Raw genomic sequence first — 26,769 nt, 5'->3', positions numbered from 1 at the left:
TAATAAAAAACTGGAATTACATTATGAAAACATCTATACTTTATTCTAAAGCCAGAACAGCATTGGTTTTGCTCTCAGGCATTTTTCTTTCACAAGCTGCACAGGCACAATGGGGCACAAATGGTAGTAATGTTTATTATAACAGCGGTAGTGTAGGTATTGGCACAACCAACCCTGTTAGATTACTGCACATTGCTAATAACGGGTATTATCCCGATGCGAATTTGGCGCTTACCGGTTCGGGACCATCTATATTGTTTTCTGCAACACATACCTTGCCGCCCTCTAATTGGGCCAAAATTGGTCTTGCTACTGCATCAGGACATTATAGCCCCACCGCAAAGTCGGGCGATTTTATAATTCAATCTATCACTCCGGGTGGCAATATCCTGCTTACTACAGGTCCTAACACCACCGAAGCATTTCGGGTTACCAGCGATGGTTATATTGGCATCAATACCATTGCACCTACCGCCAGGTTACATACTAACGGCAGTGTTCGGTTCGAAAATTTGCCGGCCGGTACTGGTAATGCGCTGGTTGTTGGCAACGATGGTAATGTTTATGTTAGCAGTCAAACTGCAGTAACTAATGCAAGTACAATAACTGCGTTGCAGGAAAGAATTGAAAAGCTGGAAAACACTTTGCAACAACTGCAACAGCTGTTAACCATTACCAATGGCCGTATAGAAATAGATGTTGTAAAAACCAGCAGCCTGGATGTAAGCCCCAACCCGGTAACATCAGGTACTACTATCAAGTATAGCTACCCCTCAGGAAGCACCAATGCTTTTATAAATATCAGCGATCAGGCAGGCAAGGTGATCAGGCGGTTTGATGTTAAACAGGCAAACAGCAGCAGCATAACCTTTACGCTGGGAGAAAGTACAGTGGTTTCCGGTATTTATATTGTCTCCCTTGAAGTGAATGGTAAAACAGTTCAGAGCAAACAGATTGTTTTGGCTAAATAGTTTAGTCGACATAAACGAAAATGCCGCTTCGAAATAGATGGGGCGGCATTCTAATTTTACAATTCCTTACCTTGAATAAAAATAAAACTATACCATGTTGCCATTGACCGCACCTGATATTTGGAAACAACTTGAAACCCCATATGGCGCCCCCGAAGAGGTGCCTGCTTTAATTGAAGAATTTAATGGCGTGAGCGGGCCATTGGCGTAAAAGATAAACCAGGCGGGCATGGTTTTTTATATTCTTAGAGGTAATACATTATCACCTCTAAATTTTCCGTCTGAAAAAACATCTTACATATCTTGTTAGGATATTAAAATTGTTTCTGGCGGTTGTATTGGTACTGGTTATTACTGTTGTTATATATGTATCGGCCAATAAACAAAAGATCATAAGGCAGGTTACCCTGGAAATTAGTAACCAGATAAATGGTCGGGTAAATATTGGAAATATTGAACTAAGCTTTATCAGGAACTTCCCACATGTATCGGTTTTACTTCAGAATGTTAATATAACAGACTCGCTTTTTAATCTTCATCATTATACGTTTTTTAAAGGGAAGGAGATATTTGTCAGCATAGATGTGTTAAAACTGATCGATCATCGGCCGCCCATAAAAGGCATCTGGCTTAGGAACTGCGAATTATATTTATACACAGATTCAACAGGTTATACCAATAATTATCTGCTTCAGGTAAAAAAGGATTCGGCAAATAGTAATGAGCAAAGCGAAGTAAGAAATGAATTAAAGAACATAGTTTTAAAAAATGTTCGCTTTACTGTTGATGACAGGAAGAAGAAAAAATTGTATGACCTGGTCATTAATCAGCTTAAGGCAGGAGTTTATAGTAAGGAAGATGGTATTGTATTCTCCACCAAAACCAACATCCTGGTAAAAAGCCTTGCCTTCAACACAGTAAGGGGAAGCTTTTTGAAAGACAAGGTTTTCGTTGGCCATTTTAATGTGTTATATCAAAAAGAACCAAAAATCCTTTCCTTCGATAGTATTAACATCCAAATATCCGGCCATCCTTTTAATGTGAGCGCACAATTGGAATTGGCAAGCGCGCAACCGCAATACAATCTGCGCATACATACAAGCAGGGTTTCATACGATTTTATAAGATCGGCCCTGCCACAAAAGCTGGCCAACGCTCTTTCCATTGTTGATATCAATAAGCCACTGAACGCAAGCGCGGCTATAAACGGTGCGCTTAAAGGTGGCGACCCTAAAGTTTACGTAACATGGCAGGCGCGGGATGTTAATTTAAAAACTCTGTTCATGGATTTTGAACAGGCTAACTTCAATGGCTTTTACAGCAATGAAGCGGTAGCAGGCCTGCCCCGAAAAGATCCAAATTCAGAAATTGAATTAAATGACTTTACAGCGAACTGGCATGGGCTGCCTGTTCAATCAAAAAATATTAAGATCCTCGATCTGAATGAACCTTTGCTTAGCTGCGATCTCACTTCCAATTTCCCGCTTACCCAATTAAACGAACTAATAGGAAGCAAGACCTTGTATTTGAACAAAGGCGAAGGAAACGTACAATTGAATTATGTTGGACCGTTGGTGAAAAACGATAATACAAACTCTTTTTTAAACGGTACAGTTTCATTTAAAGATGCACTCATTGAATATATTCCGCGAAAGGTAGAAATGAAAAAAGTGAATGGCAGGCTGGTTTTTAAAAACTCGGATGTGTTTGTAGAAAACCTTCAATGCGAGGTGTTAAACAATGCCATAACTATGGATGGACAGGCCAAAAGCCTGCTTACACTCATTAATACCCAACCCGATAATGCAAATATCAACTGGAACATTCATATGCCCGTCATGAACCTGGGCCAGTTTTTATACATGTGCAAATCAAAAGAATCGGGCAGGCGGCAATCGGCAAAAAAGTCTACGTTGCAAACCATTGCCGATAAGCTCGATGATTTTATAGAAAGGGGAAGGTTTCAGGTGAAATTAAATGCAGGTAAGCTTATTTATAAAAATTTTGAAGGAAGAAATGTCCTGGCCGATGTTACACTCCTTAATGATCGCTACATTATCAATAACGTAAGCATGGACCATTCAGGTGGGCATTTCGCCGTTAAAGGTGACCTGTTAAGCCGAACAAATTTTTATCAGGCTAACCTGGAAGTACACATGGATAATGTGGATGTTAGTAAGGTATTTGCCGGGTTTAATAATTTTGGACAGGATGGCCTTACGGCCCAATGCCTCGAAGGAAAGCTAAGTACAGATATTGAGGCTTCCATGAAAATTGACAATGACGGCCATGTTATTCCTTCCACCATCGTGAGCCAGGTAGATTTCTCCCTTAAAGATGGCGCCCTCAATAATTATGAACCTATAAAAAAATTACAACGGTTTATATTTAAAAAAAGAAATTTTGACAACATCAGGTTTGCTGAATTAAAGAACCGGCTTGAAATAAGTAACCAGGAAGTAAAGATCAACCGAATGGAAATTCAGTCCAGTGTTATGTCGATATTCATAGAAGGCATATACAACAAAAAAGGCACTACCGATTTAAGTATACAGGTGCCTTTGAGCAACCTTAAAAAACGTGATGACGATTATAACCCGGAGAATATTGGCGTTGATAAAAAGGGAGGTAAAAGCATTTTTATACGCGGGAAGCCGGGTGAGGATGGAAATATAAAATTCAAACTTGACCTTTTTAAAAAGTACAACAAAGAAAAGAAAACCGATAGCAGTTCCGGGGTATAACTCATTCTGCCTCAATCGCGCCAGACATGGATTATCTTACGAAATCGGTTTCGTAAAATATCCCTGCTGAAATGTAAAAAAGGCTATATTAGTAGTGCGATTGTCAGTTCATTCTAAAACTGCTTGCTATGATATACACACCAGAGCATAACTGCATTATCTCTCCCTCTGTATTCTATTGTCCATTCATTAATGCCTCTTCATAAAATATTGTATCATACCGGTCCGGTTAATACCCCATGCATAACTATTAATTTGTTGTGAACCTGATCCTGTTGAATTAATTACCTGCTTACTTCTGGTTAACTATCCGCAACGCTGAAAACGGATTGCTTTTTTGCGCGCTTTTATTCTATTACCAAAATTAACTGCTACAAATGAACAGACTTTATCAATCAGGCTACTGCTTACAGCTTCTATGTATATTGATGCTTGGCAGTATTTGTTTAATTATCCCCGACCGTGCAGCCGGTCAGGAGGCTGCTATAAAAAGATCGGAGGTCTCGGGGTCCGTTAAAGACGTTAACGGGCAGGGCCTGGCGGGTGCAACCGTCAGATCGAAAAACGGCCCACAGGCTACAAGTACCGATGTAAATGGCAAGTTCAAGTTAAATGTAACCGGTGCCAATCCAATACTGATAATAAGTTTTATAGGGTATTTATCTAAGGAAGTGCCGGTAGAAGGCAACGCTGCCTCACTTGATGTGATCCTGAGCGCCGACCAGGGCGAGTTGGCCCAGGTTGCTGTTGTTGGTTACGGAACGCAAAGTAAAAAAGATGTTACAGGTTCTATAAAAACATTAAAAGCTGAAGGGTTTAATAAAGGCATCATCAATTCACCGCAACAATTGCTGCAAGGTAAAGTGTCTGGAGTGAACGTGACTTCTGCAACTGGCGAACCTGGCGGCGCATTGTCAATCACTATTCGCGGCCCAGGTGGTATCAGGACCAACAGTACGCCGTTGTTTGTGGTAGATGGATTACCGCTCGACAATTCAGGCACCGGTGGCACTGGCGACCCGCTCGCTTTTATCAATCCGGCCGATATAGAAACCTTTGACGTTTTGAAAGATGCATCTGCTACCGCTATTTATGGCGCCCGTGGCGCTAATGGCGTGGTCATTATTACCACTAAAAAAGGAAAGGCCGGCAGTTCAATAGCAGAAGTTTCTACCAGTTACGGCATTTCTAAAATAGCACGGCCAATAGATGTGTATTCAGCCGACGAGTTCCGCAATAAGGTAGTTGAATCGGGTGGGGTACTTGATGATAAAGGCGCCAATACCGATTGGATGGATGAAGTGACCCGTACCGCCCATACAGAAAACTATAACCTCGGTTTAAGAGGTGGTTCAAATAAACTCATCTATTACGCTTCCTTTGGTGCGCAAAAGCAGGAAGGTATTTTGAAGAAAAATTTCATGGACCGTTATTCAGGACGCTTCAATGCCACACAAAAACTGTTAGATGACCGGTTGGTGATCGATGCAAACCTGAATGTTAGCTATACACGCAATGAGCGCCCGCCCATTACCACATTGATTGGTGATGCGCTGGCTAATAACCCAACCTATGCACCTTATGGCCCCGATGGTAAACCGGCCACTTTCATCTCTATGAATAACCCGCTCCTTAATTTGGATCTCGATAAAGACATATCCTCCATAACGCGGGTGATCGGTAACATTACGCCCTCCGTTACCATTATAAAAGGGTTGGTGTTTAAGCTGAACTTTGGTATAGACAGGTCAGATGGTGCACGGGATGTGGAATCATTGCCCTTTGTACAACCGGCACGGGATGGAAGGCTTGAAACCTTTAATACTTATAACAGGAACACGCTGCTTGAAAATTACCTGACCTACAATACGATCAGGGGCAAACACAATATTTCTGCACTGGCTGGTTACAGCTATCAGAAAATATTCCTGCAGGGCAGGAACTATAGCATCAACAAGCTGCCTATTATACCAATAGATCCTATATATAATCCAGGTGTAGGTACAGAGCTCACACTTGCCAATAACCGCCCCGGTGGTTATGCCGTGAACAGTGAGCTGCAATCTTACTTCGGCAGGGTCACTTATCAGTATGATAACAAATACCTGCTTACTGTTAACTTCAGGGCCGACGGCTCAACCAAGTTCGGTGGTAACAACAAGTATGGTTATTTCCCTTCTTTCTCTCTCGGCTGGAAGATCTCTGAAGAAGAATTTATGCGCAACTCCATTTTTAGCACCCTGAAATTAAGAGCAGGCTGGGGTGTAACCGGAAATCAGGAGATCCCGCCCCGGCAAACGCAGGGATTGTTCGTTTCTTCTACCGGCGCCGGCTTCAGCTATCCACTCTATGCCACAGGCGCTTACCCATCGGGCATCGTTTACAACAGGCTTGCCAATCCCGATCTGCAATGGGAAGAAAGCAAACAAACTGATATCGGGTTGGACTATGCACTATGGAATGGTGAGCTCTCTGGTTCTGTCGATGTGTTCAGTAAAGTATCCACCAACATCCTGATGCTGGTGAATCCCGCCGATCCCATTCAACCAGCTGTTACCGGTTACACCAATGTAAAGGATATGGAAATCGTTAACAAGGGGCTTGAATTCGATATCGATTACCGCAAAAAATCAAGCTTCGGTGTTACTTTCAATGTAGGCGGTAATTTCACTTATATTAAAAACGAAGTAAGGAATTCTCCTTATTCTATTATTCCGTCTGGTTCAGCCCAGGGCTCTGGACTTACATCGGCTACTATTAACGGTTATTTGAATGGCGAACCCATCGGTACTTTTTACTTACTGCAATGGACGGGCATTGACGACAATGGTTTAAGTACCTTCTTCGATAGAGACAAGGATAACATTACATCCGATAAAGACAGGATGGCGCTGGGAACTGCTTTGCCGAAAGTATTGTACAGCTTCTATGGCGGTGCTTCCTGGAAGGGATTCGATTTGAACGTAAACTTTAATGGAACTGGTGGTAATAAGATATATGATAATACGGCCAACTCATTTTTCTATAAAGCGAAAATTGCAAAGAACGTAAATACTACTTCAGCGGCCAATGAGTTTCCCAATGAATCTATTAACAACCCTGCCCGGGTAAGCAGCCGTTATTTGAAGAATGCCAGCTATCTGCGTTTGAACAATGCCTCGCTCGGCTACCAGGTAAACCCCGATAAACTGGGCATTGGCAAGTGGGTAAATGCTTTGCGTTTGTCTGTAACGGGACAGAACCTGTTTGTGATCACCAAATATGATGGATTTGATCCGGAAGTAAATATCGACCGGCAGATTGATAACGTGTTTTCCTATGGCGTCGATTATCTCAGCTATCCTAAAGCACGGTCATTTATTTTCAGTTTAAATGTTACATTCTAAGATCTTGAATTATGCAAAATAAAATATTCATACTGTTCATGGTTCTTGCTGCAGCCACCATCAACAGTTGTACTAAATTAAATGAAACAGTGCTGGATGAGTATTCGCCCACCAGCCTTACCGATCAACAGGTTGCAGAAGGTTTGATAGCCCCCGTATATGCCAAGCTGGAGGACATCTTCCTGCACACCAACTATCTGGCATTACAGGAGATCTCTACCGATGAGGCCATTTTACCCTACCGTGGTGGTACCGATTGGGGCGACAATGGTATTTATATCTCACTGCATCAACACGTAACTACCAGTACAGACCCCAACGTGCGTAATACATGGAACAATCTTACCGTGGCCATTTCAAGAGCGCTTACTGCGATATCGGGATTGAAATCGAATGTTGATCCCAGCGCCAAATTGTTCATTGCAGAGGCCAGGGCTATGCGGGCGTACTACAACCTGATGCTGCTTGATATGTTTGATGTAGTGTTCCAAAAAGAAGATCCTAACGGCATATCTAAGGTCTTGCGTGGTGAAGATGCCGTTGAATACATCCGCGATGAACTGGAAGCTGCGGAACCTGTATTGGAAACTACTTCTACTGGTCCGGGTCGTTTGACAAAGGCCGGGGTATGGGGTCTGTTGGCGCGTTTACACCTGAACGCTGCTGTTTACCGTAACCGTTATGCCGCTACTTTCGATTTCAGGAAAGAAGACATGGATAAAGTGGTTGAGTATTGCGATAAGATCATCGGCACTGGCCAATACCAACTGGCTACTGAATATTTTTCATTGTTCGATGATAATAACCATACTAATAAGGAGCTGATCTTTGCTGTTGACCAGCGTGCAGACCTGGCCGGCCATAATCGTATGGCTTATTTCTCGCTGAGTGGCGACCAATGGCCATTGGCAACAAATACCAATGCCAACGGTACCGACGGTCCGGCCATTACACCTGATTTTTACCAGAGTTGGGCAAATGCTTATGCACCTACCGACCCGGCGGCGGCTGATCCGCGGTTCTTTAAACAAAATATGAGTGTGTATACAAACCCTGTTGATAGTTGTGTGGATGCACCCCAATACAATATCAATCGCGGTATCTTACGTGGGCAGCAATACGGCGTAAGAAAAGTGGGCGGGGTGTTTGTAAAATGCGCCAGCGGAAAGTATAAACTTGACAAACTATATCATGATAGCCGTAGCAAACCAAACCTGCCGGTTGACTTTACTTTGCAGGTAGATTTTACGGTGGCTGGCAGCAATTACAATACCGGTTACCGCGTGTCGAAATACGAGTTCAGCAAAACAACAGTGAATGGCCGAAACTTCGGTGAGCATGATATTGTGATCCTTCGTCTGGCTGATGTATACCTGATGCGTGCAGAAGCTAAGCTGAGAAGGGGAGATGCAGCAAGTACAGCTTTGAGCGACGTAAATACTGTTCGCGCTGCCAGAACTGCAAGGGTAGTACCACCTGCGCTGGGTGCTATTACACTCGATCTGTTGTTCCGCGAAAGAGGATTCGAACTGTATTGGGAATGTTTGCGCCGGACCGATATGGTGCGTTTTGGAAAATATGAAGGCACATGGACAGAAAAAAGCAATGCAGACCCAACCAAACGCATTTTCCCTATTCCGCAAACCGCCATTGATGGCGCGTCTAATATTGAGGGGTATATATCGCAGAATGAGGGGTATTGATAACGCGCATCGCTATTATAACAAAAAAGCTTTAGGTGAGGGCCTAAAGCTTTTTTTGTAATCTTATAAATCCAACGCTATAACAACATGTTACCTAATTCTAAGATAAATCTTGTATCTTGGAATAAACAACGTATTAATGGATAAAGTGAGAATCACAGCGTAAAGCATTCGCGCATTACATAATGCTTCGCTATTCTTGCTTGTCCTTTTTCTTATTGCTAAGGGCCTTGCCTATGACGAATACGCTAATTACGGTACCAATACTTCCTGCAATTATTGCCCCTTGCGTGGCATAACCATTGATCATAAACAGATATGATAATATTCCTAAAGCTATCAGTGCACCAAATCCAATAAATGTATTAGTAGTATTGGATCTAAAACTTCGTTTGATAATAGTATTTTCTACCTGCCTTCTATGGGCAGCTTCATCTTCCATTGCTTTTACAAGCCTCTTTGGCAATTCAGGATCAATCTCCTTATATTCTTTCATCATTTCAGGAGAAGGAATAATTCCTTGATAAGATTGGCCAGTAATTTCTTGAGTGCCTTTATGATGGTCTTTATGCACTTTCACTTGGCTACTTCTATTCATAGCAGCAACCGTAGTTTTAAGGGATTTTGATTTTTTGGCTGTCGATCTACCTCTATTTACAGGCATCCACTAAATGTTTGCCTGGCGAACTCACGCCAAAAAGATTGTAATTTTTTGTACATGCGTTTTGGAAATCTCTATGGAGCTGTTGGGCATCTGACTTAAAGGCTTCATGAATATCCTTTTTTTGGATTTCATCAATGGCCTCATTGTATGGGGAACTCTGTGTGAAGAATGCAATTATACTGGACCAAAAACCAACATGGTAATGAAACCTTTTTTCAAGATTCTCTTTATATAATTTTACGTCTTCCATGTTAAGGCTTTCGTATTAATAACGCAAATTCAATGCAAATGTTTTGGAAAAGCTGCAAATGATTACTAATCAGAGGATAAGAAAAGATAACTAACTTTTTCGAATCGTAATTATTTGCAATATAAATTTAAAACAGCAAATTTTGTAGACCTTAGGCTACAAAATTTACATCTAAGGTATTTTCACCTTTGGTTTAATATGCTGTTAATGAATTATTCTTTGTAACTAGAAGGAATGCAAAACACTTTACCCATCTATTGATGGTATTTCAATTGATTGTGTTATTTTGTGATGGTCAGCAAATATATATAGAAAATACAATACTAAAAATAATAATTATTGCTTTTCGCAATATTTTAATATTGTTTAATGCAATATTCATTTAGCTAAATGAATTTCAAAAAAGACATAGAAGATTTATTAGAGTTATTAAAAAACAATGGAATAGAGAGAGGGGAAATAGAGAAAGCACTTGGCTATTCTGACAATTATATAGACCAGGCATTATCCAGGGGTGGCACTAAAAAATTCCTTAAAGCTATTGAAAATTACGCTAAGGGATTAGGGTTGCAAAATACAACATCGGATGAACCATTTTCAAAAGTCGAGGAAGATGTGGTGTTGTACACAAAGGATTATGATAGGTTATTAAATCAAATTCTTTCTGATCGTCAGGTGATAATAGACTTACATAAAGAGCGTAGCAAGCAAGCTGAAGATTTGGCAAGAAAGATGGAAGCGCATTATGAAGATGCTAAAAAATTAAACTCAAGATTGCTCGATATAATTGATAATAGTCTAAAGGATATCACAAGGAATTTAAAAGAGACTGCAGCTAGTTTAAATCAAAATAACCAACAAATTGCGCAATTAAAGAATCAAGCGCTTACAGTCTCGGGTGAGCATAAAACCACCTAAGCTTTATTTAGATCTAACCGCTTAATATTATAAAGAGGCTGTCACGTAGGCAGCCTCTTTTTTAATCTGTAGTCTGGTAATATAGGGGGATCAGAACAATTGTTAAATAAAATAAAAGAGCTTCACTTGCGTGAAGCTTTATAGGATGTGTGAAGTATCGCGTGGAAGAACGCTAGTTTTTATTATCGAAAACACTTTGCTTGCTGGCTTCGTTTGAGCGAGCCTGATTATCTATTAATTTGAAAACTATAGTGATGTCAATCTCGAATAAACTGCTTAAGTTCTTAATATCTTTATACGTCATGTTTTCAATTCCAGTGAGCCGTGTGCTATAACGTCCTTTATGTTCACCCAGATCTTCTGCTACAATTGATTTAGGAATAATATTGAAGCACTGATTTAACATTGTGATATCACCGGCCTGGATCATTCTTCTTACTGCGATGTATCGCTCATCTGTTCGCATAACATTAAAGTTGCATAAAATCATGGATGATCCTTGCTACGGAATGTAACTTTATTAGTTCTGGATTAGAACTTTTTTAGTTACAAAGTGTACTTTGCTGTTCCGTTTGGCGGTAATTAAAGGAAAGTTTTGGCTGAGTTTGAAAAATGTAATTGGTTAAAGAGAACTAGGTGTCGTAATTAATTGATTTTTAACTCATATTCTAAACTAGCCAGAATGAAGGGCCCTATAGCTTTTCCTTCATTCTGTGTTACAATTACATCTGTTCCGCATAGATAGTAATTTACAGTTCCTGTACGGGATTTATCTTTTGCCGGTCCTAAACCCGCCGAAGCGCAGGATTGGATAATATCCATTTCTCCATTTTGTCCGTCACGTATGAATGTTGTTAACAATCCCTGATAGGCTTTCTTAGCTACGGACGTGTACTTATTTTTATCTAACAGACCTAAGCGGATACCTTTTAAATAAGCATAAGTAAACATAGATGAAGCAGACGCTTCAAGGTAGTTGGCACTACTACATTTATTATATATTTCTCCCGAAATAGAATCACCTTTTCCATCGGCTTTCTTAGTTTCATCATACTGCAACAATTGATACCAAACGCCACTACGTTGATCCTGATAACGGGCTAATCCAGCCGCAACCTGGTTTATAATATCGGTTAATGCTTTATAGTCGGGATGGTTTTTAGGCATTAATTCGAGTACATCTGCCAGCGCCGCAAAGTACCAGCCCATTCCTCTACCCCAAAATTCAGACGAGCAACCTTTAAATTCACCCTCTTTTCGAGCCCAGAACGAGTTCTCATCTGTAGGATCGGCGCTCCAGGCATGATAATTCAATTGCTTTTGCGGGTCGTAGGTGTGTTTGTTAAGGATCTTAAATTGCAATGCAATATCTGACCATGAGTCAAAATTATCTGCAGTCTCTTGCCCGAAAGCATTTTGCCAGCCGGCATATAAGGCAGGTCCCATGTATAAACCATCCAGCCACATTTGGTTAGGATACTGTGCTTTGTGGTAAAAACCGCCAGCCCCTGGTTTGGGAGCATCAATACGACTGTGGTTATATTTCAGCTTATTCCTTAAAAAAGTAACACAGTTCCTATATCTATTGGCATCTGCCGTGTACCCCTTTTTTAATTCAGTCTTATATAATGTAAAAAATATCTTACCTGCTGCAAGATCATCAATATTGCTTTGGCCAACTTTTACAGTATCCTGTCCCTGTAATACATGATCGGCATAGGCTTTTACTACCCGGTAGTATTCTTCTTTTTCAGGATATTGCTCCCAGGCTTTCAACACGCTAAAAGCCACTAAGCCTGGTACATAATCCCAGTGAGCCTTATCCAGTTGTTGAACATTACGATTAGAAGCGAAGCTTTTTAATGCACGGTTTTCAACCGCCTTTTGCGAGTAGAGCAGGCGGTTAGCAGGCGTTTTTTTAGATGTTGCACAAGCCGCAAAGCCGCAGGCAATAAGTAACAAAAACTGTTTCATAGTACGGCAAATTACAACAAAAGGCCTCACTTTCGTGAAGCCTTTCGTGCAGTCTGCTTAATTTTTTATCAATTTCATTACCACCCTTTCAGCACCCTGTATTATTTCAGCAAAATATACACCCGGCTTAAAGTTATGGCCAATCTTTATAATGCCATTGGAGGCAAGACCCGTTCCTTTTTCAACCAATTTACCCTGCATATCTGTAATAATAATTGTAACCGGTTTGCCGGTGCCATTCCATTGCAGATTGGTGAATTGGGTAAATGCGTTTGGAAATGCTTTCGCATTTAATGTAGCAGAGCCTTGTTCGTTAGTAACAAGCGGTTTCTCTGCTGCGTTAGCAGATATAGTGGAAATGGGAGGTGTTTGTGCATACCTGATGGTGACGTAATCGCTGGAGCTACCGATGCCTTCGCTGGATCCCGTTACATACACATTGCCCGTATTGTCTACTGCAATATCTGTAGCTCCATCTGTTCCTGCAGCCGGGCCGTCGTACCTGGCCAGCCATTGCTGAATACCTGCTGCATTGTATTTAATGGTGGCGATGTCTGCGAAGAGAAATATGCTGGTACTGCTGCTTCCTGTTACATACACATTACCCTGGTCATCCAATGCCAGCGCCATAGCTTCATCGGCGTTACCGCCGTCGTATGTTGCCACCCACTGTTGGGCGCCCGCTGCATTGTACTTTAGCGTAGCATAATTGCCCGCATTTGACCCTGTTATAAACACATTGCCCGAAGCATCTATGGCTATATCGTTGGCGGGCGAGCCTGTTCCTTCGAATTTGGCCGTCCACTGCTTCGCGCCGGCAGCATTGTATTTAATAGTGGTAAAGGCTTTTATTCCGTTGCTGCCAGTGCCCGCACCCGTAACATATACATAGCCCATTGCATCTATTGCTATGGCCTGTGCATGATCTGCGGCGTTACCCGGCCCGTTGTACCTGGCCACCCACAGTTGATTACCATTGGCAGCGTATTTAATGGTTGCATAGTCGTCACCTGTTCCACTGCCAAAGCTTTGCCCTGTCACATACACATTGCCTGCATTGTCAACGGCGATGGCTGTTGGCCGGTCAATACCGTTACCTGGACCATCATAGCGTTTCACCCATTTTGTATTTCCATCTTTATCGTACTTAATGGTGGCGTAATCGCCGGTTGGTTCAAATTCACCAGGGTTGTTCACACTTCTTCCCGTAACATATACATTGCCGTTTTGATCTACTGCAATGGCGGTTGCCTCATCTAAAGAATGGCCGGGGCCATCATATCTTTTTATCCATTTCGTTTCTCCATCTTTGCTGTATTTAATGGTGGCGTAGTCGCCCCCATCACTTGTTCCTGTTACATAAACATTTCCCTTGGTATCCACTGCTATATCCCTGGCAAAGTCGGGGCCCATGCTGAAACCGTTGAATGTTTTTTTCCAGATCCTGTTTGCATTTTCATCATACTTATAGGTGGTATAATCCAATCCGGTATTCAATCTTGACATGCCACCTGTTACATACACGTTACCAGCAGTATCTAATGCAAGGGCAGATGCGACATCGGCACCTCCTTTTATCTGGTCGTTTACGCCGTTAAATCTTTGTATCCATTTTTGCATGCCATCGGCATTGTACTTAATAGTGGCATAATCAAAATAGTTAGACTCATCAAGCCTGCTCATGCCGGTGATATATACGTTACCATTCTTATCAACACCTATGGCGCTTGCCCTGTCTAAACCATTTCCGGGGTCGTTGTAGAATGCTATCCACTGCTGTACGCCGTTGGTATTATACTTAATGGTAGCATAATCTATTTCACGCTCAATTGAAATACCGCCTGTAATATATACGTTGCCGGCTGTATCAAGCACAAGGTCAGCGGCTAATGCGCCCAGTTGCCCGTCTGCGCCGTCGTATATGGCTTGCCACTGCAGTATGCCTGCTGTGTCATACTTAATGGTTATAAAATTATTGTCAGGATCATCATCAGGAGGGCCGCTTGCCAGGGTTATGTACACATTGCCTGACGCATCTATGCCCATCGCATTCGCTTTATCGTACCATCCGCCGCTATAAAACACTGCCCATTGCTGTTGGCCCGATGCATTGTATTTAATGGTGAGAACGTCGGTTTCGTCAAACTCGCCAATGTTAGCGAGGCCTGTTACATACACGTTGCCATTGTTATCCAGGGCCAGGTCTTTTGCCCCATCGTATTTATTTACAGGACCATTATACCGGTTTATCCATTCCTGATTACCATCCTCGTCATACTTAATGGTTGTAAAATCACCACGCGTTCCGCTTCCTGTACTATATCCAGATACATATACATGCCCGTTATCATCTACAACAATTGCACTTGCTTCATCGAAAGAATTTCCCGGGCCGTTATACCTTCTTACCCATTTTGTAAGTCCATCATTATCGTACTTAATGATCGTAATGTCGCTTTCCGTACCGTTTCCTGTACTATATCCTGTTACATATACATTGCCGTTTTTATCAACTGTAATGGCAGATGCTATATCGAAAGAACTGTCGGGACCATTATACCGGTTTACCCATTCCTGATTACCATCCTCATCATATTTTATAGTGGTTATGTCTCCGTCGGTTCCGTTCCCTGTACTCCAACCTGTTATATAGATATTGCCACTGCTGTCTGTTGTTATGGCCTTTGCTTCATCACTACTATTAGCAGGGCCGTTATACCTTTTTACCCATTGTATATCACCATCATCGTTATATTTAATAGTGGCCCAGTTGGTGCCGGAAGAATTGTTATCGCCATCGCAAAGACCGGTTACAATAACATTCCCATTATGGTCCACTACCAACCCATTTGCTTTGTCCATAACATTTGCGTCTCCGTTTTGACGCTTTACCCATTTTTCAGTAACCTGGGCAAAACCAACTGTTGAAGCAAAAAGGAAGCCGGCAAGAAATAGTGATTTCCTGAAGAGTAGCATTTTCTTCATAACCTATGTATGTATTTGTTAAATAATCAATTTGAGAGTTTAAGTATTAAAAACTCACCACATAGGAGATTTGGAAAATTTTGAGATTTAGATAGAGGGGGAGGGGGAAATAGAAGCTGAGAAATATTACTTTAAGTTACATCAATTTTAGTTATCCAATTCTGTTTTATAAATATTTCTTTCAGGCAATTAATGTTCGATTGTTATTTAGAGTTAGTCGGAATATGAAATCGGGGCAGCTTAAGATTATTGGTTTAACATGGAATATGCTCCAATCAGGTCAGTGCAATTATTTATGAATGTCAATCTATAAATTAAATAGGGCAGTGGCGGATTCGAACCGCCACCTTCGCGAAAGCGCTATTCTACATTAAAATAACTGCCCATCATACAATTTTATGATTATCCCATTTGATAGACTTTTGTTTACGGATCTTATTCGTCCACTCTTTGCTCCTCCATTTAGAAATCCGCAGCATTAATTCTTTGTTTTCATACCTTACTCCGGTAAAATAAATACTTTCATCAGAATTATCTTCCGCAAATTGAAGGTCGCAAAATTCTACCAGGGTGTTAAGTTCATTACCGTCATAACGAAGACAAAGTATGGCTGCAAGATCTAACAATCTATAATCGTTCAGCCTGATGAATTTTTGAGAGGTTACAGATTTTACCAAAAAATCCACGGCCTGTTTTTTCTTGCCAGCTTTTAAAAGAAAAAATGTGTACTGCTCGATATGCCAACTGTGACTTCTGTATTTAAAAGCAAAAGAGCCATCAAACAAGTTATCAGTTTCCTTTACAGGTAGCAGATGTTTTTTGAAAGAAGTGAGGTGATCTTCATTCTGAATATCGATAAATGTAATAGAGTAATGGTTAGGATCGAAGAAATACAAGTATTTTACCTTATCCTTATTTTTGGGGTGAGGGTTCCTGTAATACAAGCCTTCTGCAATATCGCCACCATTTTTACACTTCTTTTTATTTTTCTGTTTAAGAAACCGCTTTGCATTAAGCCCGTAGAAGTTTGAAATTCGATTTTTATTGCTAAGGAGAAAAGCGGATATGAGAGCCGAAGCTGTTATTCCAATAAAGACCTTCCTGCTAATATTATTTCTGGGCGATTCAGCGTTGTAATGGTCCTCTACTTTAATTGGAACAAACCAGATGAGGGTCTGGAAGAGTGATAAAAGAAATAAAATGGCACTCAAAGTAAAAATAAAATCAAAGCGTCCTGGGGTGTTGGAATAAATGCAGATATAAAAGAATCGTATCTGCAGTAAAATGAGCACCAGCATGAAGCAGGCAACAAAGAAAGCGGGTTTCCGTTTGCTAGGAAAAAAGCCAAGCACTTTTAGTAGTTCTTCCTGATGCACCCTGTTTTTACTTGTGACTTTCTTTTTATTATCAATTGGGAAGGGCGCAAGCCAAAATGGTGCAGGAATTGCAAGGTCGTTGTAAGGTTCATTGTTATGTGAAATTTCCTTATAGATACGCATTGCTCTTGCAAGATAATGCAACGAAAGCCATCTGACCATAAACGCAAAAGTTAACGTGAACATGATCAGTCCCATTAAATAAAGAGTACCATCTTTTGGATTGGAGGCGACGATAAAAATAAAGCGAATAAGAGACTTCCAATCGTAATCTTTTAGGTTTTCATTTAATGATGCGCTCTTCAGTGTATTAAGCTCCAACCTTTTTTGCTTTACACGTTTAATGCTATCTCTGTATAGGTCCATTTTATCCTGCAAAAATGAACGGCGGGCAGAGTCAAAACGGTAAAAACTAATATGCTCTTCAAGACTATCAATGGTTTGTTGAAGTGAATTATTTTTAGGGTGTATTAACAACTGTTTTTTTAGGGTATCAACATTTGCTATGTTACGAAGATTCGTAAGTGAATCATTTGAGTAGCGGTAATGATAACGGTTTAACCGGTCAGAGAATTATATCAGTCTTTTTTCAGCTGCTTTGATTTGGCTTTTGTATTGCTTGCGAGAATAGGTTATGGCCTGATACCCTGGCTCTACTGCAAATAGCCAGTTGACCAAAAGCAAAACGAGAACAATAAGTAGTGTGACATTGGCAAAACGTACCGTTTTCCGATATCGTTCAAGGTAATATTCAGCAATGTCTTTTGCTTCAGCCATAAATTCTTTATATACTGCAATGAATTGTATTCGAAATATTAGTTCTCGAGATTACAAAAATTTAAAGAATAAATGGGAGGGTGTTTTTCACGTTTTTTATGCTTCAATACTGAAGCTTTTACCAGGTATCGGGAGGGGAAGGGCCAGCCAGGGTTTAATAATAAATTGATTTCCAAAGAAGTTTAGAGTTTATTACATTTAACTAAGCGTATCAATCATTTATCTATGGACGGATTAACTGTCATTTCTGAGAGCATCGGCTCCTTATACAAACTTTCAACTAAAACTCCCATATTTCTGGATGATGTGCAGAAAGAGTTTAGAGCTGATTTGCAAAGTTTCATTGTAGGCGAGACGTTAACTATGCAAGATGGTAAAATTGTTATTGGAAATAATCTATATAATAGGTGGCTTAGGAAATTGAATACTAAGGGATTTGATTATGAAATAGATTTTAAAAAATGAGTATAGCTGAGAAGCTTGAAGCTTATAGATAAGCTTAAAAGCAAGATAGACCCGATAAAGCCTCGAAAGGACTGGGATGATGCATTCTTTAGAGAAGTGCTACCCTCTTGGGGGATACATAGCTAATATCTCATCATATTTTAAAGAGAGATTCATCATTCGATCTTCCCCATGATCCCATTTGTTCTTACCTACAACATAGTTAGCTGCTACAATATAGTGGTTAGCATTTGGTGTAATTTGAAACACTCTATATCGTGATGAGTTTTGATATTTAGCGAATTTTTCAGGTAGATTTTCTTTTATTTCTTCAATTGAAATACCATGGAGGGTAATAGGGATGTCCAGATAATCAACACCTGTGAACTCTATATCAATATTAAATTTGCCTGTTTTTTCCTCCTTACTATAAGAACTTCGCAACAATAGAAATGAAAGACTAACAGAGTATTTCCAAATTCTAAATTTTCTAATTGAAGTGTAAGACATATTAAAAAGGGTTCGAGGCAGGTTTATATCTGCCGTTTTTAAATTTATAGAATATTGTTCGATTTAATGCACTTGGCGTGTTTTTAAGTGTAGATAATTCCGGCTTCTTTCTCTGTAGCGGGATCTGTAGTTGAAACCGCCAGTGGGCGGTCGCAGCCCGAGCCCGCCAGCTGGCGGATATGAATCCAACGCTTAATTCTGGTATTCCAAACGGGAGTTCAGCCCAATAAAAAAAACTCCTCTGTATATTTACTTAGAAAAATGAACAAAGGATGTCATACGAATATTTTTTACAGGCCCATCTGCATCAGGATTCTCAGGAAATTTCGACAGAAAGTATATTAGCTATATTTAGTAAGTACATTATAGCAAAAGATGAAACTTATATTGATTTACAATTTGACGAAGAAAATAGATGTACGATTTACATTGATACAATTGATTCGACTGTGAGTGGTTTTATGGTCAGTAGACCCTGTGGAAGTAAGCAGTTGGGTGAATGTCTTTATAATGTGATGTTATTGGGTAACTTCGTATTTTTTGAGCCAGATGGTAAACAACCAATATTAGTAAACACTGCCGCAGAATCTCATCTGCCAGAAGATATGATTGAAGCTTTAGGAAGGCCAGCAGTGGCAAAAAGCATGGACGAGTTTTTGGAGTTATATTTTAATAATAGGTAAAATCGACGGTTCCATTTCGCTAAATGATGTCATACTTCCACCATAAAGTGTAAGCAATCGGGGCTGCCGTTTCTGTCCCGCCAACTGGCGGAAATGAATCAACGCTAAATACAATAAAAAAGCACTCACTTTCGTGAAGGCTTCTCTTTGTAGCGGGATCGGGAGTTGAAACCGCCAGTGGGCGGTCGCAGCCCGAGTCCGCCAACCGGCGGATATGAATCCAACGCCAAAATTATTTTGAGGCACCGGGACGGGAGTTGAACCCACACTCCCGAAATGCAAAAAGGCCTCACTTTCGTGAAGCCTTCTCTTTGTAGCGGGATCGGGAGTTGAACCCGAGTCCGCCAGGTGGCGGATATAAATCCAACGCTTAATGCCAATAAAAAAGGCCTCACTTTCGTGAAGCCTTCTCTTTGTAGCGGGATCGGGAGTTGAACCCGAGACCTTTGGGTTATGAATCCAACGCTCTAACCACCTGAGCTATCCCGCCGTATTTACGCTGTCCGTAAATAATGGGGTGCAAAAATATAAAAAATTAGCATTCCGGGAAATTTTATTAGCCATTAAAGCACAATTATTTACTCGAAAATCAGATTTTGCCCGCCTGGCGCGGCTCCGAAGCCTCAAAATTATTCCTTTTATCATGGAAAAGGCTCTTAAAAAGTGCAATTTCCGGTTTCCATGTTTTCAAATCCTATTAAATAATACAGTCAACCGCCGCACCGGGTTTTTGGCGCTGTAAAATCGCGGGGTAGGGCAATCTGGCCGTTTTTGAAAACCAGATCTGCATCCGTTTCCCACAACCAAACTACTCCCTTCGTGGGCCTTCATATTCCCCGTTATTCTAATCGCCGCATCTTAGGAACGGCCAGGGTAAGGGGCAGAAGAAAATTCGTCCATTCAAACATTTAGGCTTCATCCGTCCCTTGCAAGTAAAGCCCGAACGCTCGCGAACCCTCTTACTTCCTACCTCTTAGGTCTGCCGTTTCACGACCACCTACTTTGTCACTAACCTTAATAAAATCATGAATCAACATCCCACTCTTTTTTGCCCAATTTCCAAAAATCACCCATATTCGCATCCTGGTAAAAGGCTTCGGTGTGGGAGCCTTTTATTTTTTAAATCCGTGTTATGACTGCTGCAAGTACAAATTCCGAACGTGTGAGTAAACAGGTGCTTACAAAACAGCAAACTGCTATCATTAATTCCAACGGCGACCTTCGCATCAATGCAGTTGCCGGCTCCGGAAAAACCACTACCATTATTGAGTATGCGGCATCGCGCCCCGGCAATGCCCGTATCCTGTATCTCGCATTTAACAAAAGCGTGAAGTTAGAAGCCGCACGCAAGTTTGCCGAATATGGACTAAACAATGTAAAGGTTGAAACTGCTCACTCGCTTGCCTACAAGCATATTGTTTTCAAACACAACTATAAAATAAAAGCAAAGGGTTATACGAATAGTGAAATTTGCCAGGTGCTTGGCATAAAAGGCAATGGCGAAAAACATGCTGAGTTTGTTGTTGCCAACCACATCGCCAAATTTGTTTCCTACTTCTGTAACAGCGACAAGGCAAAGGTGCAGGACCTGAACTATCTCGATACTATAATCGATGATAATGCAAAGGCCTTTGTTGATTCATACTATACATTCATTCAGGACGGTACCCGCCTCTTCCTGGCTAAAATGGATAGGGGCGAAGCGGAGATCACCCACGATTTTTATCTGAAGAAATTTCAGTTATCGAACCCCATACTGCCGTATGATTATATTCTCTTCGATGAAGCACAGGATGCTTCCGCGGCCATGCTCGATGTTTTCAAAAAACAAAAAGCTACTAAAATAATTGTTGGCGATACCCACCAACAGATCTATGGCTGGCGGCATGCCGTAAACTCATTAGATAAAGCCGATTTCAATACATTACATCTTTCTACCAGCTTTCGTTTTACCCAGGATATTGCCAACCTGGCTACCGATATTCTTTCCTGGAAAAACCATTTGTTCGAATGTTCACCGGTTGCCATTACTGGTAGAGGTGCGGCAAAGAAAGAACTGGTGAAAGCCACCATTGCGCGTACCAACCTGGGGCTGCTGCTGAATGCCATTGATTTTATTACAGACAATAACAAGGTTAAACATATTTATTTTGAAGGCAACATCAGTTCCTATACCTATGCCGATGATGGCACTTCTTTATACGATGTGCTGAGCCTGCATAATGGCAATCGCGATCGTATTCGCGATGAACTGGTGAGCACCATGAAAGACCTGGAAGAGCTGGAAGAATATGTTGAGAAAACCGAAGACCACCAGCTGGCTACCATGATTGAAATAGTGCGAGAGTATGGCAATGAAATTCATGGCATACTGAAATCGCTTAAAGAACTTCAAACCACCGATGAGAACAGAAGCAAGGCTGAAATGATCTTTTCTACCGTTCACCGCGCCAAGGGAATGGAGTATGATGTGGTCCATCTGGTAAATGATTTTCTTACGGAGAGTAAATTGAAGGAATTAAAAGAAAAACAAAAGAACGACAAAACCGGCGCATTCGACCCGGCCCGACTCAATGAGGAGATCAATTTGTTATACGTTGCAGTTACCCGCACAAAGAACAAACTGCATATTCCCGAAACACTGTTGCCAAAAGACTTCCCTGTTTCCCCCTATATAATAAAAGTAAAAACCCGCGAAACCGGCTTCGACTATAACAGTTATTTCACCGAGAAAGCAAAGAGCAAATCAACACCTGTTAAAAAGAAAACCGTTGTTACCGGTTCCAGGGAAAAGACCTATCCCACCGTTTTTAATAAGAGAGAAGTAAATAAAGATGTAAACAAAGCCTGGACGGAAGAACTTGACGAAGAACTGAAACGCCATTATGATAATGGCACCTCCATCAGCAAAATAGCTGCACACCTTGGCCGCACCAAGGGCGCCGTTATTTCCCGCCTAAAGAAATTAAACCATTACTGGGACGAATAATAATCAACCGGTTATGACCTTAAGAAAACATTAAGGAAAAAACATTTGGTAAAGAATACCGATCGGTATATTTTTGTGTCGTTATGACAAAAGCAGAGCGTACAAGACATTTTATTGTAGAGAAAGCGGCGCCCCTCATTAATAAGAAGGGAATGGCCGCCACCTCCATCAATGACATAGTGGAGGCTACGCAGCTTACCAAAGGCAGCGTATACGGCAATTTCGAGAGTAAAGAAGAAATTTGTTACGAAGCTTTTGATTACCTGGTAAAAAGAGTTGGTTCCGATATGGCTATGGCCATGAGCCGCGCTACAACCAATGAAGAAAAGTTATATGCCTTGTTCGATTATTATTTAGGCACCTTAACACAGGAGAATAATTTTGGTTGTCCGCTCATGAACTTTGGCACCGAGGCCGACGATACCAATCCCATTGTAAAACATAAGGTCAACAAGGCCATCAACGTCACTGAAAGCCTTATTGCAAAAGTGGTTCGTGCCGGTATTGAAGCCGGTGAATTTCAGAAAACATTCGACGCAGAAACTTTTTCTATAAAAGCCTTCGCTATGATCGAAGGCGGTATGTGGATGGCCCGTGTACAAGGCAACACAAAACAGGTACAGATCATTTTCGATTCTCTTAAAAAAGAAATTAAGGACTATTGCAAGTAGTCATTTTTTTTCACTAAAAATATACCGATCGGTATAAAATAAAGAAGCACACTCACATTAAAACATACAATATGAACATTGAAAACAAAACCATCCTTATTACAGGAGGCGGTACCGGCATTGGCTTTTCAATAGCCAAAAAATTATCAGGAAATGGTAACAATATTGTTCTTGCCGGTCGTAGGGAAGACAAGTTAAAAAGCGCAGCAGCCCAGTTGCAAAACACATCGTACATTGTTGCCGACGTTACAAAAGAAGCCGATGTAGAGAACCTGGTGAAGCAGGTGAAGCATCAATTTGGCGGGCTCGATATTCTGGTGAACAATGCAGGCGTAGTAACGGCTTATCCGCTCGATAGCGAAGAGGGCGTTTATGAAAAAGCCAAATTCGAAATGGACCTGAACTATCTGTCTGTGGTTAGGTTAACAGAAAAGCTTTTACCATTGCTAAAAGCCAGTAAAGATGCAGCCATCATCAATATTGAATCTATTGTTTCGTATTTGCCTGCAACGGTTATAGCAACCTACAGTGCAACTAAAGCGGCATTGCATTCTTATTCGCAATCATTGCGGTTGGTACTGCAAAAAACAAATCCATCGGTAAAGGTGTTTGAAGTATTTCCGCCCTTTGTTGATACCGATATGACCAAAGGTTTCGATGCCGATAAATTATCACCCGATGAAGTGGCCCAGGATATTTACACTGCTTTACAGAACAACGATTATTCGGTAAGACCGGGCAGAACGAAAGAAGTATACCAGTCATTTTTGCAATCGCCTGAAGTTACTTTGAAGAAATTCAACGGGGTAGAAGCCTAAAAACAGGTGAGCTTTTAAACAAACCACCTTTGAGCTTTTAAACAAAACGGGCAGCGGCTGAACAGACCAACTTTGTGGTATCAAAAAACAAAAAATACCATGACAAAGATTTGGTTTATCACAGGCAGCTCCCGCGGATTGGGAAGAAATCTTACAGAAGCCGTACTTGCTAAAGGAGATAAAGTGGCCGCTACCGCACGCCAGCCACAACAGTTAGATGACCTCGTAAAAAATTATCCTGGTCAAATACTTCCTCTTCAGTTAGACGTAACAAAAAAAGACGAGATCATTAACGCCGTTGAACAGGCGGTCAATCATTTTGGCCGTATAGATGTTCTGGTGAACAATGCCGGTTTTGGCATCATTGGTGCCACCGAAGCATTTACCGACGAGCAGGTGCGTAGCCAGCTCCATACGAATCTCTATGCCGTTATTGATATAACAAGAGTTGTATTACCATATATGCGTAAGCAAAGAAGTGGTCGCATTTTACAGATCAGTTCTATTGGCGGTCGTGTAGGTAATGCAGGCTTAGCTATGTACCAGGCAGCAAAATTTGGCGTAAGCGGTTTTACTGAAGTGTTGGCAAAAGAAGTGGCGCCACTGGGCATCAAGGTTACTTCTGTTGAACCCGGTGGTTTTCGTACCGATTGGGCCGGTGCATCTATGACATACGCACCAGCTGTAGAAGGCTATGAGGATACGGTAGATAAACGGGTAGCGTATTTTAAAAGCGGCCAGTTTGTGCCGGTAGGCGATCCCGTGAAAGCGGCGCAGGTAATGATCAACCTGGCTGCTCATCCCGAGCCACCCGTTCACCTGGTGCTGGGTAGTGAAGCTGCGGGTATTTTAAAAGGGGCAGATGAAGCAAGAAAAGCAGAGTTTGAAAAATGGTTGCCGGTAACCCTTTCCACAGATCATGATGAGGCTGTTGATTTCAGCAAAACAGTCTATGGTAAGGAATTACTTGGCCAAAAAAGTTGAACTTTGTCCCAAAGCATTTTTAATCTGAATTATTATGGCTCAACAGCCGTCAAAACCTGAAATTGTTTACTCCTGTTACCACCAGGTGAGTCGCGGGGGTGAACAATTTATTCAGGACCACGTTTTCAGTTATCACATTGCCGGTACATTAACGGTGAATGATGGTAACCACGAACATATATTTAAGGAAGGCGATTTCAGGTTTGTAAAAAAGAACCAGCTGGCAAAGTTCTTAAAGCAACCTCCGCCAGGTGGTGAGTTTAAATCGCTGTCTATTATACTCGACCAGGAAACATTAAAAAGCCTGAGTATTGAGCATGGTTATACAGCCGATAAAACCCATACCTCGCCCAATTTGGTGCAGCTAAAACCGCATCCTTTGTATAAGAGCTTTATGGAATCGCTGATCCCCTATGGCAATATGCCGCCCGATGAGAATATGGCCTTATTGTCGTTGAAGGTAAAGGAAGCGGTATTGCTGTTGTTGAAGTATGAACCTGCATTAAAAGATGTGCTGTTCGATTTTACCGAACCGGGCAAGATTGACCTGGAAGCCTTTATGCTGCAACATTATCAGTTTAATGTTGGGCTCAACCGCTTTGCTTATTTAACGGGTAGAAGCCTGGCTACATTCAAACGGGATTTTGAAAAAGCATTTCATACATCCCCCGGTAACTGGTTGTTGCAAAAGCGGTTGGAAGAAGCCTATTATCTTATCAAGGAAAAAGGTAATAAACCTTCTGATGTATATCTTGAAGTTGGCTTTGAAGACCTGTCGCATTTTTCGTATGCGTTTAAGAATGTATATGGTGTAGCGCCTTCCAGGATTTAACAAACTTTAACGATCCTCTATATACTAAGAGCCACCTGCTACGCGTATATTCAGCAGGCGATAAACCCACGCCAGTATTTATTATATCGGATAATATTACACTTTAATATTTCTTGTATGATAATGCACCGCACAAAATTCTTTTTGGCGCTCATCTCTATTTGGGTAATTCCATTAGTGGCATACAAATGTATCTGGCTGATGCAATCGCGCAAGGTGAATGGGATCTTTGCGTTTGAAAGCCTTGGCCCGGCGCTTGACCAGATCAGGTTTCCGCACTCAGAATTTTGGTTTAGGAACGGTAAAGATACTGTTTGGGTTATTGGCCCCGGTGGTTTGCATTTACAGACAGGCGAGGTTATTCCCATACGCTATATTCCCGGTTACGAAACCAAAGCTAAGGTGGATAACTTTAAAGGCATCTGGATGGGCACTGTTATTTATGGTGGAATTATTTTGTTACTGCTGCTTGTTATCTTTCTTCACCCTGAAATTATTCCTTACCGGAAGAGGGTAAAACTAACGGTAAGGCAGCCATTTGTACAAGTTATTTCATAAAATCGTTTTGCTAAACGCGACATTGCAACCTTTCCTGCTTGCAATGACCACTGCTGGTTGCAACGGTACCGTTGTTTGATGCAACAGGATCGTTGTTTGATGTTTTTTCATTATTGCCTGGCTGCAAGTGATGGTGATTGATTGAAATTGCCTTATTGCTCGCTGATCTTTCTCTTCGTTACAGCGTTGTATGATCATTGTCGTTGGCTCAACCCTTAACAGCAGCCTGCAACGATCCAATGTCAGCCAACAATGGATCGTTGCAAAATGAAATGGTCATTGCAAGCCGAGCAGTGGTCATTGCCTGCCTGAAATGACCCATTGCTCACTTGCAACAAACTAAAGCTCGCATGCAACAATAAAACTTCATCGGCTTTTGGCTCATTACAGGTGAGCCAGCAGTCATTGCAAGCGGCACACCATGTAATTTCAATGAGCAATGGTTCGTAGCAGGCTGTTTTTGACTTAAAAACAGCAGGCAATGGTCATGTATCGGCTTGCAATGGTCATTGCAGGTTTGTAACGTTCATTG

21 protein-coding genes and 2 tRNA genes are annotated in these 26,769 nt (G+C 41.3%); 13 read left to right on the top strand and 10 right to left on the bottom strand.

The features are described from left to right. Positions 1-23: 23 nt before the first annotated feature. The 4 genes from GGD38_RS06090 to GGD38_RS06075 all read left to right on the top strand — a co-directional run bounded on the left by GGD38_RS06090 (position 24) and on the right by GGD38_RS06075 (position 8,804). Positions 24-971: a T9SS type A sorting domain-containing protein gene (locus GGD38_RS06090; RefSeq protein WP_375298907.1), complete on the top strand. Its 948-nt coding sequence runs from the start codon at positions 24-26 to the stop codon at positions 969-971. A 320-nt stretch (positions 972-1,291) separates the two neighbouring features. Further along, positions 1,292-3,715, top strand: coding sequence for an AsmA-like C-terminal region-containing protein (locus tag GGD38_RS06085; RefSeq protein WP_375298908.1), 2,424 nt, complete (start codon positions 1,292-1,294; stop codon positions 3,713-3,715). 377 nt (positions 3,716-4,092) lie between these two features. Next, on the top strand, positions 4,093-7,101 hold the full coding sequence (locus GGD38_RS06080) for a SusC/RagA family TonB-linked outer membrane protein (RefSeq protein WP_375298909.1): 3,009 nt from the start codon (positions 4,093-4,095) through the stop codon (positions 7,099-7,101). Positions 7,102-7,112: 11 nt separating this feature from the next. Continuing rightward, positions 7,113-8,804 (top strand): RagB/SusD family nutrient uptake outer membrane protein, encoded by a 1,692-nt coding sequence (locus tag GGD38_RS06075; RefSeq protein WP_375298910.1) that lies wholly within the window; start codon positions 7,113-7,115, stop codon positions 8,802-8,804. Positions 8,805-8,997: 193 nt separating this feature from the next. Here the strand turns inward: GGD38_RS06075 and GGD38_RS06070 are convergent, their stop codons facing one another. Next, positions 8,998-9,468 (bottom strand): DUF2335 domain-containing protein, encoded by a 471-nt coding sequence (locus GGD38_RS06070; protein ID WP_375298911.1) that lies wholly within the window; start codon positions 9,466-9,468, stop codon positions 8,998-9,000. Beyond that, on the bottom strand, positions 9,455-9,718 hold the full coding sequence (locus GGD38_RS06065) for a hypothetical protein (protein ID WP_375298912.1): 264 nt from the start codon (positions 9,716-9,718) through the stop codon (positions 9,455-9,457). Before GGD38_RS06065 ends, GGD38_RS06070 begins: the two co-directional genes overlap by 14 nt. 390 nt (positions 9,719-10,108) lie before the next feature. Here GGD38_RS06065 and GGD38_RS06060 point away from each other — a divergent pair, with 390 nt between their 5' ends. Beyond that, positions 10,109-10,636: a hypothetical protein gene (locus GGD38_RS06060; protein ID WP_375298913.1), complete on the top strand. Its 528-nt coding sequence runs from the start codon at positions 10,109-10,111 to the stop codon at positions 10,634-10,636. Between the two features lie 172 nt (positions 10,637-10,808). Here the strand turns inward: GGD38_RS06060 and GGD38_RS06055 are convergent, their stop codons facing one another. The 6 genes from GGD38_RS06055 to GGD38_RS06030 all read right to left on the bottom strand — a co-directional run bounded on the left by GGD38_RS06055 (position 10,809) and on the right by GGD38_RS06030 (position 17,748). Beyond that, positions 10,809-11,102, bottom strand: a complete 294-nt coding sequence (locus GGD38_RS06055) for a hypothetical protein (RefSeq protein WP_375298914.1) — start codon at positions 11,100-11,102, stop codon at positions 10,809-10,811. Between the two features lie 179 nt (positions 11,103-11,281). After that, positions 11,282-12,610 carry a glycoside hydrolase family 105 protein gene (locus tag GGD38_RS06050; protein WP_375298915.1) on the bottom strand — a complete coding sequence of 443 codons (1,329 nt, stop codon included), beginning with the start codon at positions 12,608-12,610 and terminating at the stop codon, positions 11,282-11,284. A 57-nt stretch (positions 12,611-12,667) separates the two neighbouring features. Beyond that, complete coding sequence (locus GGD38_RS06045) at positions 12,668-15,595, bottom strand: SBBP repeat-containing protein (protein WP_375298916.1); 2,928 nt, start codon at positions 15,593-15,595, stop codon at positions 12,668-12,670. Positions 15,596-15,915: 320 nt separating this feature from the next. Then, a tRNA-OTHER gene (locus GGD38_RS06040) sits at positions 15,916-15,980 on the bottom strand. 1 nt (position 15,981) lies between these two features. Continuing rightward, positions 15,982-17,448, bottom strand: a complete 1,467-nt coding sequence (locus GGD38_RS06035; RefSeq protein ID WP_375298917.1) for a hypothetical protein — start codon at positions 17,446-17,448, stop codon at positions 15,982-15,984. A gap of 96 nt (positions 17,449-17,544) precedes the next feature. Next, on the bottom strand, positions 17,545-17,748 hold the full coding sequence (locus GGD38_RS06030) for a hypothetical protein (protein ID WP_375298918.1): 204 nt from the start codon (positions 17,746-17,748) through the stop codon (positions 17,545-17,547). 225 nt (positions 17,749-17,973) lie between these two features. On the opposite strand from GGD38_RS06030, the gene GGD38_RS06025 reads away from it, so the two are divergent. After that, on the top strand, positions 17,974-18,213 hold the full coding sequence (locus GGD38_RS06025; protein ID WP_375298919.1) for a hypothetical protein: 240 nt from the start codon (positions 17,974-17,976) through the stop codon (positions 18,211-18,213). A gap of 99 nt (positions 18,214-18,312) precedes the next feature. On the opposite strand, the gene GGD38_RS06020 is transcribed toward GGD38_RS06025, so the two are convergent. Then, positions 18,313-18,702 (bottom strand): hypothetical protein, encoded by a 390-nt coding sequence (locus tag GGD38_RS06020; RefSeq protein WP_375298920.1) that lies wholly within the window; start codon positions 18,700-18,702, stop codon positions 18,313-18,315. Between the two features lie 272 nt (positions 18,703-18,974). Here GGD38_RS06020 and GGD38_RS06015 point away from each other — a divergent pair, with 272 nt between their 5' ends. After that, positions 18,975-19,385, top strand: coding sequence for a hypothetical protein (locus GGD38_RS06015; protein WP_375298921.1), 411 nt, complete (start codon positions 18,975-18,977; stop codon positions 19,383-19,385). 416 nt (positions 19,386-19,801) lie between these two features. On the opposite strand, the gene GGD38_RS06010 is transcribed toward GGD38_RS06015, so the two are convergent. After that, positions 19,802-19,875, bottom strand: a tRNA-Met gene (locus GGD38_RS06010). Positions 19,876-20,517: 642 nt separating this feature from the next. Between GGD38_RS06010 and GGD38_RS06005 the strand changes: the two genes are divergently transcribed. From GGD38_RS06005 to GGD38_RS05980, 6 genes are all read left to right on the top strand, one after another. Next, positions 20,518-22,374: a UvrD-helicase domain-containing protein gene (locus tag GGD38_RS06005; RefSeq protein WP_375298922.1), complete on the top strand. Its 1,857-nt coding sequence runs from the start codon at positions 20,518-20,520 to the stop codon at positions 22,372-22,374. Between the two features lie 83 nt (positions 22,375-22,457). Then, positions 22,458-23,045, top strand: a complete 588-nt coding sequence (locus GGD38_RS06000; protein ID WP_375298923.1) for a TetR/AcrR family transcriptional regulator — start codon at positions 22,458-22,460, stop codon at positions 23,043-23,045. A 71-nt stretch (positions 23,046-23,116) separates the two neighbouring features. Next, on the top strand, positions 23,117-23,863 hold the full coding sequence (locus GGD38_RS05995) for an SDR family oxidoreductase (protein WP_375298924.1): 747 nt from the start codon (positions 23,117-23,119) through the stop codon (positions 23,861-23,863). A gap of 99 nt (positions 23,864-23,962) precedes the next feature. Further along, positions 23,963-24,847, top strand: coding sequence for an oxidoreductase (locus tag GGD38_RS05990; protein WP_375298925.1), 885 nt, complete (start codon positions 23,963-23,965; stop codon positions 24,845-24,847). A 34-nt stretch (positions 24,848-24,881) separates the two neighbouring features. Continuing rightward, positions 24,882-25,679, top strand: a complete 798-nt coding sequence (locus GGD38_RS05985) for a helix-turn-helix domain-containing protein (RefSeq protein ID WP_375298926.1) — start codon at positions 24,882-24,884, stop codon at positions 25,677-25,679. Positions 25,680-25,796: 117 nt separating this feature from the next. Next, entirely contained in the window at positions 25,797-26,237 is a 441-nt protein-coding gene (locus tag GGD38_RS05980; protein WP_375298927.1) for a hypothetical protein, read from the top strand. Positions 26,238-26,769: the final 532 nt, after the last annotated feature.

The sequence above is a fragment of the Niastella sp. OAS944 genome (assembly GCA_024809215.1).
Taxonomy (GTDB): Bacteria; Bacteroidota; Bacteroidia; order Chitinophagales; family Chitinophagaceae; genus Niastella.
Note: the sequence above shows the minus strand (reverse complement) of the source record. Positions and strands in the feature narration are given on the sequence as shown.

Excerpts from the sequence above, each read along its gene's own strand:
- GGD38_RS06030 (WP_375298918.1), bottom strand. The coding sequence starts at position 17,748 with ATGGCTGAAGCAAAAGACATTGCTGAATATTACCTTGAACGATATCGG.
- GGD38_RS06050 (WP_375298915.1), bottom strand. The coding sequence starts at position 12,610 with ATGAAACAGTTTTTGTTACTTATTGCCTGCGGCTTTGCGGCTTGTGCA.
- GGD38_RS06005 (WP_375298922.1), top strand. The coding sequence starts at position 20,518 with ATGACTGCTGCAAGTACAAATTCCGAACGTGTGAGTAAACAGGTGCTT.
- GGD38_RS05990 (WP_375298925.1), top strand. The coding sequence starts at position 23,963 with ATGACAAAGATTTGGTTTATCACAGGCAGCTCCCGCGGATTGGGAAGA.
- GGD38_RS06045 (WP_375298916.1), bottom strand. The coding sequence starts at position 15,595 with ATGAAGAAAATGCTACTCTTCAGGAAATCACTATTTCTTGCCGGCTTC.
- GGD38_RS06065 (WP_375298912.1), bottom strand. The coding sequence starts at position 9,718 with ATGGAAGACGTAAAATTATATAAAGAGAATCTTGAAAAAAGGTTTCAT.
- GGD38_RS06055 (WP_375298914.1), bottom strand. The coding sequence starts at position 11,102 with ATGCGAACAGATGAGCGATACATCGCAGTAAGAAGAATGATCCAGGCC.
- GGD38_RS06090 (WP_375298907.1), top strand. The coding sequence starts at position 24 with ATGAAAACATCTATACTTTATTCTAAAGCCAGAACAGCATTGGTTTTG.
- GGD38_RS06075 (WP_375298910.1), top strand. The coding sequence starts at position 7,113 with ATGCAAAATAAAATATTCATACTGTTCATGGTTCTTGCTGCAGCCACC.
- GGD38_RS06060 (WP_375298913.1), top strand. The coding sequence starts at position 10,109 with ATGAATTTCAAAAAAGACATAGAAGATTTATTAGAGTTATTAAAAAAC.
- GGD38_RS05985 (WP_375298926.1), top strand. The coding sequence starts at position 24,882 with ATGGCTCAACAGCCGTCAAAACCTGAAATTGTTTACTCCTGTTACCAC.
- GGD38_RS05980 (WP_375298927.1), top strand. The coding sequence starts at position 25,797 with ATGATAATGCACCGCACAAAATTCTTTTTGGCGCTCATCTCTATTTGG.
- GGD38_RS06070 (WP_375298911.1), bottom strand. The coding sequence starts at position 9,468 with ATGCCTGTAAATAGAGGTAGATCGACAGCCAAAAAATCAAAATCCCTT.
- GGD38_RS06025 (WP_375298919.1), top strand. The coding sequence starts at position 17,974 with ATGGACGGATTAACTGTCATTTCTGAGAGCATCGGCTCCTTATACAAA.
- GGD38_RS06020 (WP_375298920.1), bottom strand. The coding sequence starts at position 18,702 with ATGTCTTACACTTCAATTAGAAAATTTAGAATTTGGAAATACTCTGTT.
- GGD38_RS06080 (WP_375298909.1), top strand. The coding sequence starts at position 4,093 with ATGAACAGACTTTATCAATCAGGCTACTGCTTACAGCTTCTATGTATA.
- GGD38_RS06015 (WP_375298921.1), top strand. The coding sequence starts at position 18,975 with ATGTCATACGAATATTTTTTACAGGCCCATCTGCATCAGGATTCTCAG.
- GGD38_RS06000 (WP_375298923.1), top strand. The coding sequence starts at position 22,458 with ATGACAAAAGCAGAGCGTACAAGACATTTTATTGTAGAGAAAGCGGCG.
- GGD38_RS05995 (WP_375298924.1), top strand. The coding sequence starts at position 23,117 with ATGAACATTGAAAACAAAACCATCCTTATTACAGGAGGCGGTACCGGC.